Genomic DNA, 14,355 nt, shown 5'->3' with positions numbered 1-14,355 from the left:
TTGGCGCTATATTTCTATTTCAATATCACCTTTTGCCCGGCAGCAGCAGGGCAAAATTTCCCCTTCATTGATAAAGGCCAGCGGTTCGGTCAGCCAGTCCACCTGGCCGGTGACCAGGCGGCAGCGGCAGGAGCCGCAATAGCCTTCACGACACTGATACTCTACCGTCACCTGATTCGCCTCAAGGGCTGCCAGCAGGGAAGGGTGCTCTTCCTGGCACAGCACTTCTGTGCCCGAAAGACTCAGCGTTACGCGCGTCATCAGAGCTGGAAATTGCTCAGGTCGTCAGTGTTGACTTCAGAATCAATCTGACCGACCAGGTAAGAACTGACTTCCACTTCTTGTGGCGCCACCTGCACGTTATCGGACACCAGCCAGGTGTTGATCCACGGGATCGGGTTGGAACGCGTCTGGAATGGCAGATCGAGACCGACCGCCTGCATACGGATGTTGGTGATGTACTCAACGTACTGGCACAGAATGTCTTTGTTCAGGCCAATCATGGAGCCGTCGCGGAACAGGTAGTCTGCCCACTCTTTCTCCTGCTGTGCGGCCAGCACGAACAGGTCGTAGCACTCCTGCTTGCACTCTTCAGCGATTTCCGCCATCTCCGGGTCGTCTGCACCGCTGCGCAACAGGTTCAGCATGTGCTGGGTGCCGGTCAGGTGCAGGGCTTCGTCACGGGCGATCAGACGGATGATTTTGGCGTTACCTTCCATCAGCTTGCGCTCGGCAAACGCAAAGGAGCAGGCAAAGCTCACGTAGAAGCGGATGGCTTCCAGGGCGTTAACGCTCATCAGGCACAGGTACAGCTGCTTTTTCAGCGCGCGCAGGTTCACGGTGACGGTTTTGCCGTTCACGTTGTGGGTCCCTTCGCCCAGCAGGTGCCAGTAGCTGGTCATCTCGATCAGCTCGTCGTAATAGTGGGCAATCCCTTCCGCGCGTTTCTGAATCTGCTCGTTGGTGACGATATCGTCAAACACCACCGCCGGATCGTTAACGATATTGCGGATGATGTGGGTGTAAGAGCGGGAGTGGATCGTCTCCGAGAACGCCCAGGTTTCCACCCAGGTTTCCAGTTCCGGAATGGAGATCAGCGGCAGCAGGGCAACGTTCGGGCTGCGGCCCTGAATGGAGTCCAGCAGCGTCTGGTACTTCAGGTTACTGATGAAAATGTGTTTTTCATGCTCCGGCAACGCCTGGAAATCAATACGATCGCGGGAAACGTCAACTTCCTCCGGACGCCAGAAGAAGGAGAGTTGCTTTTCAATCAGCTTTTCGAAGATGTCATATTTTTGCTGATCGTAGCGTGCCACATTGACCGGCTGGCCGAAGAACATCGGCTCTTTGAGCTGGTCGTTTTTCGTCTGTGAAAAGGTGGTATATGCCATGAGTGTGTCCTGTGGTGTTATTTCCCCCTCGTCCCGGCCCTCTCCCACAGGGAGAGGGGGAAAGAGTACCCTCTCCCGGTGGGAGAGGGTTAGGATGAGGGGATTTATTAGATCTTACATGCGCCGCTTTCGCAGCCATCATCCTGAATTGACGGTGCCAGATCGTCCTGCGCGTCTTCTGCACCATCACGGGTGTTGTGATAATACAGAGTTTTCACGCCAAATTTGTACGCGGTGAGCAGGTCTTTCAGCAGTTGCTGCATTGGCACTTTACCAGACGGGAAACGCGTCGGGTCGTAGTTGGTATTGGCAGAGATCGACTGATCGATGAATTTCTGCATGATACCCACCAGCTGCAGATAGCCGTCATTGTTTGGCATTTCCCACAGCAGCTCGTAGTTGTCTTTCAGCTGCTCGTAATCCGGCACCACCTGGCGCAGGATACCGTCTTTCGACGCTTTGATGCTGACGTGACCGCGCGGCGGCTCGATACCGTTGGTGGCGTTAGAGATCTGCGAAGAGGTCTCAGACGGCATCAGGGCAGAGAGCGTGGAGTTGCGCAGGCCGTGAGTCTTAATGGACTCACGCAGTGCTTCCCAGTCCAGATGCAGCGGCGCGTTTGCAATCGCATCCAGGTCTTTCTTGTAGGTGTCGATTGGCAGAATGCCTTTCGCATAGGTGGTTTCGTTAAACCACGGGCATGCGCCTTGCTCTTTCGCCAGCTCGTTAGACGCTTTCAGCAGGTAATACTGGATCGCTTCGAACGTTTCGTGGGTCAGGTTGTTCGCGCTGCCGTCGGAGTAACGCTTACCGTGTTTCGCCAGCCAGTAGGCGAAGTTGATGACGCCGATACCCAGCGTACGACGGCCCATTGCGCCGCGTTTCGCCGCCGGGATTGGGTAATCCTGGTAGTCCAGCAGGGCGTCGAGCGCACGGACGGCCAGCACTGCCAGCTCTTCCAGCTCGTCCAGGCTCTTAATCGCGCCCAGGTTGAACGCAGACAGCGTACACAGCGCGATTTCGCCGTTTTCGTCGTTCACGTCTTCCAGCGGTTTGGTCGGAAGGGCGATCTCCAGGCACAGGTTAGACTGGCGCACTGGCGCAACAACCGGATCAAACGGGCTGTGGGTGTTGCAGTGGTCAACGTTCTGGATGTAGATACGGCCGGTAGAGGCACGCTCCTGCATCATCAGGGAGAACAGATCGACCGCCTTCACGCGCTGTTTACGGATGCTGTCGTCTTTTTCGTATTTGGTGTACAGACGTTCAAACTCGTCCTGATCGGCGAAGAACGCGTCATACAGACCCGGGACATCGGACGGGCTGAACAGGGTAATGTCTTCACCTTTCAGCAGACGGGTGTACATCAGTTTGTTGATCTGCACGCCGTAGTCCATGTGACGCACGCGGTTACCTTCAACACCACGGTTGTTTTTCAGTACCAGCAGGCTTTCGACTTCCAGGTGCCACATTGGGTAGAACAGGGTTGCCGCACCACCGCGCACGCCGCCCTGAGAGCAGGATTTTACTGCGGTCTGGAAGTGCTTGTAGAACGGGATACAACCGGTATGGAACGCTTCACCGCCGCGAATTGGGCTGCCCAGGGCACGAATGCGGCCGGCGTTGATACCGATACCGGCACGCTGGGAGACGTATTTGACAATCGCGCTGGAGGTCGCGTTGATGGAATCCAGGCTGTCGCCGCACTCGATCAGTACGCAGGAGCTGAACTGACGGGTTGGGGTACGCACGCCAGACATAATCGGCGTCGGCAGAGAAATCTTGAACGTAGAGACCGCATCATAGAAACGCTTAACGTATTCCAGACGGGTGTCACGCGGGTAGTTAGAGAACAGGCAGGCGGCCACCAGAATATAGAGGAACTGGGCGCTCTCGTAGATTTCGCCCGTGACACGGTTCTGGACCAGGTATTTGCCTTCGAGCTGTTTCACCGCTGCGTAGGAGAAGTTCATATCACGCCAGTGATCGATAAACCCGTTCATCTGCTCGAACTCTTCTTCCGTATAGTCTTCCAGCAGATGCGTGTCGTATTTACCCAGCTCAACCATTTTCACCACGTGGTCGTAAAGCGCAGGCGGCTCGAACTGGCCGTAGGCTTTTTTACGCAGGTGGAAAATCGCCAGACGTGCAGCGAGGTACTGATAATCCGGCGCTTCGCGGGAGATCAGATCCGCCGCCGCTTTGATGATGGTTTCGTGGATATCAGACGTTTTGATGCCGTCGTAGAACTGAATATGGGAACGCAGTTCAACCTGGGAGATAGATACGTTGTTCAGGCCTTCTGCTGCCCAGTCGAGAACTCGATGGATTTTGTCCAGATTGATACGCTCGGTAGTACCGTCGCGCTTTGTCACCAGCAGACTCTGATTCATGTGGGTTTTACCTGTCCGTGAAATAAAAAAATATCCCCCGTTTATCCACAGATCCGCCTTGTGACTAACTCTGTGGATAAATACTACATATAGGGGTTTTGCGATAAGAGAAACGCTATATGGTGAGTATTCTAGTAAGGATTCTTTTCAGTACAAGGGTTGATTTTGACGTTAAATTGAGGTTGTGAAAGGGTAAAAAAGGCTAAGTCCTCATGCTGTAAGGCCTGGAAGAGATGTCAATAATTAAGAAAAAAAATTCAAAATTTGATCGAGTGCTGATTTCTTCAACGGGAGGTCAGAATTGCGCAACATGATGTCGCGCATTCTTTATAAGAATAATGGATGACGTTAGTCGTTTTTGGCGGTGGTGTGCAACATATAGTTAACATCCACGCCCGGGGCGAGTTTGAATTTATCGGTCAGCGGATTGTAGTGCAGACCGGTGATGTGCTGCTCCTTGAGCCACGTCTGGTCAACCCAACCCAGTAACTCGGCAGGCTTGATGAATTTCTTCACGTCGTGTGTACCTTTGGGCACCATGCGCAGTACATACTCTGCGCCGACGACGGCCATCAGCCAGGCTTTGCCGTTACGGTTGATGGTCGAGAAGAAGACCTGGCCGCCCGGTTTCACCAGTTTTGCGCAGGCGTTGACGACGGACTGCGGGTCGGGAACGTGCTCCAGCATCTCCATGCAGGTGACCACGTCGTACTGGTGCGCATGTTTTGCCGCGTGTTCTTCAACGGTTTCCTGCACGTACTCCACCTGAATCCCGGACTCCAGCGCATGCAGACGGGCAACCTGCAACGGTTCAAAACCCATATCCAGGCCGGTGACGGTGGCCCCTTCGCGCGCCATGCTCTCTGCCAGGATGCCGCCGCCGCAGCCGACGTCGAGCACTTTTTTACCGAACAGACCGCCGGAACGCTCCGCGATATAGCCCAGACGCAGCGGGTTGATGCGATGCAGAGGTTTGAACTCACCTTCGAGATCCCACCAGCGGGACGCCACCGCTTCAAATTTGGCAATCTCTTCGTGGTCTACGTTGTGAGCCACCGGGGATTTTTCGGCATTCATGGGCGCTTTTACTCCTTATTTAGCAAGACGAATGAGTATATCAGGCAATCCCTGTGAATAAAGCGTATAGGTTTACCTGTATCACCGCGGCTGTGTTATAATTTGCGACCTTTGAATCCGGGATACAGTAGAGGGATAGCGGTTAGATGAGCGACCTTGCGAGAGAAATTACACCGGTTAACATCGAGGAAGAGCTGAAGAGCTCCTATCTGGACTATGCGATGTCGGTCATTGTTGGCCGTGCGCTGCCGGACGTCCGCGATGGCCTGAAGCCGGTACACCGTCGCGTACTATACGCCATGAACGTATTGGGCAATGACTGGAATAAAGCCTACAAAAAATCTGCCCGTGTCGTTGGTGACGTAATCGGTAAATACCATCCCCATGGTGATTTCGCGGTGTACAACACCATCGTTCGTATGGCGCAGCCTTTCTCGCTGCGTTACATGCTGGTAGATGGTCAGGGTAACTTTGGTTCTATCGACGGCGACTCCGCCGCGGCAATGCGTTATACGGAAATCCGTCTGGCGAAAATTGCCCATGAGCTGATGGCCGACCTGGAAAAAGAGACGGTTGATTTCGTTGATAACTACGATGGCACGGAAAAAATTCCTGACGTCATGCCAACGAAGATCCCTAACCTGCTGGTGAACGGTTCGTCCGGTATCGCCGTAGGGATGGCGACCAACATTCCGCCGCACAACATCACCGAAGTGATCAACGGCTGCCTGGCCTATATCGACGATGAAGACATCAGCATTGAAGGGCTGATGGAACACATCCCGGGCCCGGACTTCCCGACGGCGGCCATCATCAACGGTCGTCGTGGTATTGAAGAAGCGTACCGCACCGGTCGCGGCAAGATTTACATCCGTGCCCGCGCCGAAGTGGAAGCAGATGCCAAAACCGGCCGTGAAACCATCATTGTTCACGAGATCCCGTATCAGGTGAACAAAGCGCGACTGATTGAAAAAATCGCCGAGCTGGTAAAAGAAAAACGTGTTGAAGGCATCAGCGCGCTGCGCGACGAGTCTGATAAAGACGGTATGCGCATCGTGATTGAAATCAAACGCGACGCGGTGGGCGAGGTTGTGCTGAACAACCTGTACTCCCAGACTCAGCTGCAGGTCTCCTTCGGTATCAACATGGTTGCACTGCACCATGGTCAGCCGAAGATCATGAACCTGAAAGAGATCCTGAGCGCGTTTGTCCGTCACCGCCGCGAAGTGGTGACCCGTCGTACCATTTTCGAACTGCGTAAAGCGCGTGACCGTGCCCACATCCTTGAGGCACTGGCTGTGGCGCTGGCCAACATCGACCCGATCATCGAGCTGATCCGTCGCGCGCCAACCCCGGCGGAAGCGAAAACCGCGCTGATTTCCCGTCCGTGGGATCTGGGCAACGTTGCGGCAATGCTGGAGCGTGCCGGTGATGACGCCGCGCGTCCTGAGTGGCTGGAACCTGAATTCGGCGTGCGTGATGGTCAGTACTACCTGACTGAACAGCAGGCCCAGGCGATTCTGGATCTGCGTCTGCAGAAACTGACCGGCCTTGAGCATGAAAAACTGCTCGACGAATATAAAGAGCTGCTGGAGCAGATCGCTGAACTGCTGCACATTCTGGGCAGCGCAGAGCGCCTGATGGAAGTGATCCGCGAAGAGCTGGAGCTGATCCGCGATCAGTTCGGCGATGAGCGTCGCACCGAAATCACCGCCAACTCCGCAGATATCAACATCGAAGACCTGATCAACCAGGAAGACGTTGTTGTGACCCTGTCTCACCAGGGCTACGTGAAGTATCAGCCGTTAACTGACTACGAAGCACAGCGTCGTGGTGGTAAAGGCAAATCTGCGGCACGTATTAAAGAAGAAGACTTTATCGACCGTCTGCTGGTGGCGAACACCCATGACACCATCCTCTGCTTCTCCAGCCGGGGTCGTCTGTACTGGATGAAGGTCTACCAGTTGCCGGAAGCGAGCCGTGGTGCACGTGGTCGTCCGATCGTTAACCTGCTGCCCCTGGAAGCGAACGAACGTATCACTGCCATTCTGCCGGTACGCGAGTACGAAGAGGGCGTGAACGTCTTTATGGCGACCGCCAGCGGTACCGTGAAGAAAACCGCGCTGACCGAGTTCAGCCGTCCACGTTCTGCCGGTATCATCGCGGTGAACCTGAACGAAGGCGATGAGCTGATTGGCGTCGATCTGACTTCAGGCAAAGATGAAGTCATGCTCTTCTCCGCAGCCGGTAAAGTGGTGCGCTTCAAAGAAGACGCCGTCCGCGCAATGGGTCGTACCGCAACGGGCGTTCGCGGTATCAAACTGGCGGGCGAAGACAGCGTCGTTTCTCTGATTATTCCGCGCGGGGAAGGGGCTATCCTGACCGTGACGCAGAATGGTTACGGTAAACGTACCGCGGAAGGGGAATACCCAACCAAGTCGCGTGGCACGCAGGGCGTTATCTCTATCAAGGTGACCGAGCGCAACGGTTCCGTTGTGGGCGCGGTGCAGGTAGACGATGCCGACCAGATCATGATGATCACCGATGCCGGTACGCTGGTGCGTACCCGCGTGTCGGAGATTAGCGTGGTGGGTCGTAATACCCAGGGCGTTATCCTCATCCGTACGGCGGAAGATGAAAACGTGGTGGGTCTGCAACGTGTTGCTGAGCCAGTGGACGACGAAGAGCTCGACTCCATCGACGGTAGCGTCGCGGAAGGTGATGATGATATCGCACCGGAAGTGGACACCGACGATGATGCAGCGGATGATGCTGACGAGTAATGTCTCCTGACGCATAAAGGGCCGGATTCCGGCCCTTTTCTTTTGCAGATGCAGACAAGTCAACGTTGCGACAAGCCGCGTTTACCGCTACCTTAACCACATTCTTTTTGACCCCGACGGCGGAGCCTCGCCCCTTTGAAATACCTCGTCTCCTTTCGAACCACGCTGAAAGTCTCTCGCTATCTGTTTCGGGCGCTGGCGCTCTTGCTTTGGTTACTGGTGGCCTTGTCCTCGGTGTTTTACATCGTTAACGCGCTGCACCAGAAAGAAGCGGAGATCCGTCAGGAATTTAACCTAAGTTCCGATCAGGCCCAGCGCTATATTCAGCGCACCTCCGACGTGATGAAGGAGCTGAAGTACATTGCCGAAAATCGCCTGACGGCGGAAAACGGTATTCTTGCCATCCGCGGCCGTAATGACAAAACCGAAGTACCGGATTTCGAGCCGCTGTTCCCGGATTCCGACTGCTCCGCCATGAGCAACACCTGGCGCGGTTCCCTGGAATCGCTCTCCTGGTTTATGCGCTACTGGCGCGACAACTTCTCCGCCGCCTATGACCTGAACCGCGTGTTCCTGATTGGCAGCGAAAACCTCTGCATGGCCGACTTTGGCCTGCGTGATGTGCCCGTCGAACGTGATGATGCGCTGAAAAGCCTGCATGAACGCATTTTGAAATACCGCAATGCGCCGCAGGACGAGCGCGGGAATAACATCTTCTGGATAAGCCAGGGGCCGCGCATGGGTGTGGGCTATTTCTATGCGCTGACGCCGGTTTATCTGGGCAATCGCCTGCAGGCGCTGCTGGGCATTGAACAGACCATCCGCATGGAAAACTTCTTCACGCCGGGCAGTCTGCCGATGGGAGTGACCATTCTGGATGAGAACGGCCATCCCCTGATTTCACTCACCGGGCCGGATAATCGCCTGAACGTCGATCCGCACTGGATGCAGGAGCGTTCGTGGTTTGGCTATACCTCAGGATTCCGTGAGCTGGTGCTGAAGAAAAGCTTACCGCCATCGTCGCTGAGTATTGTCTATTCCCTGCCGGTGGATATGGTGCTTGAGCGGATCCGTATTCTTATCATGAATGCCATCCTGCTGAACGTGCTGGCCGGTGGCGCGCTGTTTACCCTGGCGCGGATGTATGAGCGGAAGATTTTTATCCCCGCTGAAAGCGATGCCCAGCGTCTGGAGGAACACGAGCAGTTTAACCGTAAGATTGTTGCCTCCGCACCGGTGGGGATCTGTATCCTGCGCACCCAGGACGGCACCAATATCCTCAGTAATGAACTGGCGCATAACTACCTGAACATGCTGACGCACGAGGACCGGCAAAGGCTGACGCAAATTATCTGTGGTCAGCAGGTGAATTTTGTCGACGTGCTGACCAGCACCCACACCAACTTACAGATAAGCTTCGTGCATTCGCGCTATCGCAATGAAAACGTGGCGATTTGCGTGCTGGTGGATGTCTCAGCACGTGTGAAGATGGAAGAGTCTTTGCAGGAGATGGCCCAGGCGGCAGAGCAGGCCAGCCAGTCGAAATCCATGTTCCTTGCCACCGTCAGTCACGAACTGCGTACGCCGCTGTACGGGATTATCGGCAACCTCGATCTGCTGCAAACCAAAGAGCTGCCGAAAGGCGTTGATCGCCTGGTGACGGCGATGAACAACTCTTCAAGCCTGCTGCTGAAAATCATCAGCGACATTCTCGACTTCTCGAAAATTGAGTCCGAGCAGCTGAAAATTGAACCGCGCGAGTTCTCTCCGCGCGAGGTGATGAACCACATCAGCGCCAACTATCTGCCGCTGGTGGTACGTAAACAGCTGGGTCTCTATTGCTTTATTGAGCCAGACGTACCGCTGACGCTGCATGGCGATCCTATGCGTCTGCAGCAGGTCATTTCGAACCTGCTCAGTAACGCCATCAAGTTCACCGACATCGGCTGTATCGTGTTGCATGTGTGCCGGGCAGGGGACTACCTGAGCATTCGTGTGCGTGATACTGGCGTTGGGATCCCGGCGAAGGAAGTGGTTCGTCTGTTTGACCCGTTCTTCCAGGTTGGTACCGGCGTGCAGCGTAACTTCCAGGGGACCGGGCTGGGGCTGGCAATTTGTGAGAAGCTCGTCAGCATGATGGACGGCGATATCTCGGTGGATACCGAACCCGGTATGGGCAGCCAGTTCACCATTCGTATTCCGCTCTATTCTGCGCAGTATCCGGCGAAAACGACGGTTGACGGCCTGAGCGATAAGCGCTGCTGGCTGGCGGTACACAACGCCTCGCTGAATGATTATCTGACGGCACTGCTGAACCACAGCGGCGTGCGGGTTTCCCGTTATGAAGGCCAGACGCCGGACGTGGACGATGTGCTGATCACCGATGACACGCTGGCGCAACCGTGGCAGGGAAGGGGCGTGGTGATGTTCTGTCGTCGTCACATCGGTATTCCGGTTGAGCGTGCGCCGGGCGAGTGGGTTCACAGTGTGGCGACGCCACATGAGCTGTTGGGGCTGCTGGCGCGCATCTACAGCGTGCAGCTCGAAGAGAACGATGGCGCGGCGACCCTCCCGTCACCGGAATCGCTGGCGTCGGTGAACGACGATATGATGATTCTGGTCGTGGATGACCATCCGATTAACCGTCGCCTGCTGGCTGACCAGCTGGGCTCGCTGGGTTATCAATGTAAGACCGCTAATGACGGCGTGGATGCGCTGAATGTGCTGAGTAAAAACCATATTGATATCGTTCTCAGCGACGTGAATATGCCCAATATGGACGGCTATCGTCTGACGCAGCGTATCCGCCAGCTTGGTCTGACGTTGCCGGTGGTTGGCGTCACGGCGAATGCGCTGGCGGAAGAGAAACAGCGCTGCCTGGAGTCAGGAATGGACAGCTGTCTGTCGAAACCGGTTACGCTGGACGTATTAAAGCAGACATTGTCGATTTACGCGGATCGCGTGAGAAAAACGCGGACATAAAAAAGGCCCGTAAGGGCCTTTTACTTTTCACCCTCTCCCCGTGGGAGAGGGACGGGGTGAGGGCATCAGAACGCACACCCGTTCTGGATCAATCCTTATCCGTCGCGCTCAGCGTCACGGAGGAGAGATAGTTCAGCAGCGCGATATCGTTGTCCACGCCCAGTTTCATCATGGCTGATTTCTTCTGGCTACTGATGGTTTTAATACTGCGGTTCAGCTTCTTGGCAATCTCGGTCACGAGGAAACCTTCAGCGAAAAGACGCAGAACTTCGCTCTCTTTTGGCGACAGGCGTTTGTCACCGTAGCCACCTGCACTGATTTTTTCCAGCAGACGAGAGACGCTCTCAGGGGTGAACTTTTTGCCTTTCTGCAGCGCAGCCAGCGCTTTAGGCAGGTCAGTTGGTGCGCCCTGTTTCAGTACAATCCCTTCGATATCCAGATCCAGCACGGCGCTCAGAATCGCCGGGTTGTTATTCATGGTCAGAACAATGATCGAGATGTCCGGGAAGTGACGTTTAATATATTTGATGAGCGTGATCCCATCACCGTATTTGTCTCCAGGCATGGAGAGATCGGTAATGAGCACGTGTGCATCAAGTTTTGGGAGGTTATTGATCAGTGCTGTAGAGTCTTCAAATTCACCGACTACATTCACCCACTCGATCTGTTCAAGTGATTTGCGAATACCGAACAGTACAATCGGATGGTCATCGGCAATAATTACGTTCATATTGTTCATGTATTAGGCTACCTTGCTACAGCAAGCTTTTGACGTAGGCGTCAATGTCGCTGATGTATTTTTCAATGCCAGAGGCATCTTTCTCACGAATTAGATGTTCCAGCGTTTCACATAACTGCTTGCCGGGAACCAGATTAAGCATGGCAAACACCCCTTTAAGCCGGTGTGCTGTCTGCGCCAGCGCTGCAAAATCATTCGCAGCGGACTCAGTATACAACCGCTTAACATCATCTGGTACTGTATCAACAAAGAGTGAATAATATCCGCTGGCGTGAAGCTCGGCATTTTCATTGCCGCCTAACGGGGATTCCGCTATCTCTTCCTGCGCCAGTTGCTCTTCTATTAGTTGTAGTACAGCTTCCTGCATCGCATTGCTTATATTAAAGTTGACGCGCAGCTGGCCTGGGCCGATTTTTCGCACGCCTGGCTCATCATCGCTTAAAAGCAAGCCGGAGGCAGTAAGATTAGACGGATTATCAGTTAAAAACAGATCAAATTCTTGACTTGAGAGTCTTTCATCCGGCGTGATGCAGGCCGCACCCCAGTTTTCCAGCAGGCGTACCACGATATTGCGGATCTCGTTCGAGGTCACATCCACCATCACAACCACATCGTCCAGCAGGCGTTCTTCATCTTCTTCCTGAGGATTGGCGGCCATTTTTACGTGCAGCGAATAACGGGTGCCAAGCGATTCACGGGCTTTAATGTTCAGATGGCCGCCAAGCTTACGCGCCAGCTGATCGCACAGCCAGAAGGTCAGGGCATTGGCCTTACCGTAGCGATCGCTTTGGGTATCGTTCAGGAACGGGAAGTGCAGATTATCAATCTCACTGGTTGTGACGCCTTCACCGGTATCGAGGATACGGAACGTCAGACGATCCTCCGCGGACTCGTCGGTATTGACCTCAAGCGTGATTTTGCCAATTTGCGTGGTGGTGACGGCGTACTGAATAATCATCAGCAGAATTCGACGCAGCGCCTCACGATCGCCGTGACGTTCGTCGTTGGCCGGCAGGTGGTTGTTGATCAGCAGCTGCAGACCTTTGCGCTTAATCACCGGCAGAACTTCCGGCACTACTTCGTCAATCAGATCCTGAATCGAGAAGAGGGTCGGCGTGCCTTTCCAGAAGTCGTTCTCAAGCATGTTCGCGAGCTGGATCTCATCCACCATCCGCACCAGCGAATCCGCCTGGCTTGCCAGCTGTTGGCTTTCAGGCGTGCTCAACGCCGCCGCCTGCGTCGCCAGCGTTCTTAATGGCTGTTTGAAGGCATCACCAATATTTTGCATAAACGCGGCGCGACCCTGCTGATTTTTCTCATACAGTCTTTGCGCCTGCTTCAGTTTTTTGTTCACCAGCACTTCGCGATCCTGATCGCGAATAATGAAGATCTGCGTGCGGGAGGCGACCTGGCTGCGGAACTGACGGATCTCGTACAGTTCATTATTGATGGTGGCCTGAATCACCCCCTGATGCTGATCCGCCATGGTGGTGATGTTCTGCAGGTTAAGATGCGGCAGCAGATGGTCGGCAATTTTATTGCTCATCACCGTGCGGTTGGCTTCCTGGTCGTGAACCAGCACACCCAGCGGCAGTACTGAGATGATTTCTTCATTCAGGGCACGTAATACGCGCAATTCATTACTGGTTCCGGCCGGGACCGTTGAGGCATCGCTCTGACGCCCGGGCTGGAAACGGAACGTACTGTAGCCAAACAGCGCCAGCGCCAGTAGCCCAATATTCAGCAGCAGCGGTAACAGGATATTTTGTAGGGTGTCGAGCAGCAGCGTGCCAAACGGCACCTGCCACACCAGGCGCATACCGGTTGAGTTCAGCGAAGAGGCAATTTCAATCTTCGAGCCGTTAAAGGAGATAGAAACGCTTTCTGCGGCCTCTTTATCCGAGGCAGCACGCATGTTCTGGGTACTGCTGTCCGGCTCCAGGCGGAAGCTGTCGAGCGGCATATCCGGCGGGATCAGATCGTTAATCGGCAGATCGAACGCCACAACCGTCGCCAGATGTCCTGGCTGGTTAAAGGTGGTGCGAAGGGTAAAGTAATGGCCATTTTGCCAGGCCAGACGGCGCAGGGAAGAGAAACTTTCGCGTTCATCAAGGGCGTTCGCCTGCTGCAGCATTTCTGCCCGGCGGGAATCGACAATGCTGCCCACGGTCGTCTCTTTAAAACCCGAGGAGAGATCTTTAAGCGGCAGGGTTGAGATCAGGATCATGCTGTTATCCTGACCGTTCAGATAGTACATCGACCATGGCACCGTCTCGGCACCCCAGAGGGTATCGAGATAGGTTGAAATGCGCTGCGTCATCTCAAGCGTCGCGCTGTCGTGCGAGCCGAAAATAAGCGCTTCCGTTTTGCGCTGCGGCTTTTCCAGGTAGTAAACGTCCTGTTTCAGGCGCGTTTCCTGCAGCCCTTCACCTGAGGATGTCGCCGGGGCGGCTGCGATATTGTCGTAAATCTGCCAGGTGGCGTAGCGCCAGGTGTCAATGCGCTTGTGCACGGCATGCGTGATATCAACGACCTGATAGCTCTTATCCTTCAGCCAGGCGTTCACCGCGCTCTGAACCATAACCCCCATCGTGACCAACAGCACAACGATCAAAAGAAGAAAGAAACGGGTGATGCTCCCGGGGAGAAGGGAGAATTTGCTCGGGGCGGTAGTTTCAGTCTGACTCATTGATATGTTTAACCCGTAATGGCCGTGCTTTATGGCGATAGGGCAGTATAAAGGGTAATAACTGAATTTCCAGCCTCATAGCCTTTGAACACGCGACTTTTTCCTCTGTGAGTACTACTGAATGGTCTGTATTAAATGTGTACATACCCGAGGTGAATGTACAGATTACGCTCGATATCAGACAGAGAATAGCACGAATAAACAAGAAATTATGATTTGTTGCGTTGCGTTTTATGCGGGAGGGGTTTCAGGTGAATTTAGTTAATAGTCGTTATGATTTCTGTGCGGTAGCACAAAAAAA

General features: G+C 54.4%; 8 protein-coding genes. 2 read left to right on the top strand and 6 right to left on the bottom strand.

Annotated features, from left to right (window positions below; translation table 11 throughout):
* Nucleotides 1–6: 6 nt before the first annotated feature.
* The 4 genes from yfaE to ubiG form a co-directional block, all read right to left on the bottom strand.
* Nucleotides 7–261: a class I ribonucleotide reductase maintenance protein YfaE gene (yfaE, locus tag ACOTZF_RS19480; protein ID WP_013098013.1), complete on the bottom strand. Its 255-nt coding sequence runs from the start codon at nucleotides 259–261 to the stop codon at nucleotides 7–9.
* The gene (gene nrdB, locus ACOTZF_RS19475) at nucleotides 261–1,391 is read right to left on the bottom strand and encodes a class Ia ribonucleoside-diphosphate reductase subunit beta (protein WP_013098012.1); all 1,131 of its coding nucleotides are present in this window, start codon (nucleotides 1,389–1,391) and stop codon (nucleotides 261–263) included. Before nrdB ends, yfaE begins: the two co-directional genes overlap by 1 nt.
* Nucleotides 1,392–1,498: 107 nt before the next feature.
* Nucleotides 1,499–3,784, bottom strand: a complete 2,286-nt coding sequence (gene nrdA, locus ACOTZF_RS19470; RefSeq protein WP_013098011.1) for a class 1a ribonucleoside-diphosphate reductase subunit alpha — start codon at nucleotides 3,782–3,784, stop codon at nucleotides 1,499–1,501.
* Nucleotides 3,785–4,132: 348 nt separating this feature from the next.
* On the bottom strand, nucleotides 4,133–4,861 hold the full coding sequence (gene ubiG / locus ACOTZF_RS19465; protein WP_020690665.1) for a bifunctional 2-polyprenyl-6-hydroxyphenol methylase/3-demethylubiquinol 3-O-methyltransferase UbiG: 729 nt from the start codon (nucleotides 4,859–4,861) through the stop codon (nucleotides 4,133–4,135).
* 146 nt (nucleotides 4,862–5,007) lie between these two features.
* Here ubiG and gyrA point away from each other — a divergent pair, with 146 nt between their 5' ends.
* Nucleotides 5,008–7,644, top strand: a complete 2,637-nt coding sequence (gyrA, locus tag ACOTZF_RS19460; RefSeq protein WP_129252154.1) for a DNA topoisomerase (ATP-hydrolyzing) subunit A — start codon at nucleotides 5,008–5,010, stop codon at nucleotides 7,642–7,644.
* 135 nt (nucleotides 7,645–7,779) lie between these two features.
* The gene (rcsC, locus tag ACOTZF_RS19455) at nucleotides 7,780–10,626 is read left to right on the top strand and encodes a two-component system sensor histidine kinase RcsC (protein ID WP_020690666.1); all 2,847 of its coding nucleotides are present in this window, start codon (nucleotides 7,780–7,782) and stop codon (nucleotides 10,624–10,626) included.
* An 88-nt stretch (nucleotides 10,627–10,714) separates the two neighbouring features.
* Here rcsC and rcsB read toward each other — a convergent pair whose 3' ends face one another.
* Entirely contained in the window at nucleotides 10,715–11,365 is a 651-nt protein-coding gene (gene rcsB, locus ACOTZF_RS19450; protein ID WP_003859405.1) for a response regulator transcription factor RcsB, read from the bottom strand.
* 16 nt (nucleotides 11,366–11,381) lie between these two features.
* On the bottom strand, nucleotides 11,382–14,054 hold the full coding sequence (rcsD, locus tag ACOTZF_RS19445) for a phosphotransferase RcsD (RefSeq protein WP_023619743.1): 2,673 nt from the start codon (nucleotides 14,052–14,054) through the stop codon (nucleotides 11,382–11,384).
* Nucleotides 14,055–14,355 lie beyond the last annotated feature (301 nt).

It is taken from the genome of Enterobacter cloacae complex sp. SHL021, assembly GCF_049237765.1.
Taxonomy (GTDB): Bacteria; Pseudomonadota; Gammaproteobacteria; order Enterobacterales; family Enterobacteriaceae; genus Enterobacter; species Enterobacter cloacae.
Note: the sequence above shows the minus strand (reverse complement) of the source record. Positions and strands in the feature narration are given on the sequence as shown.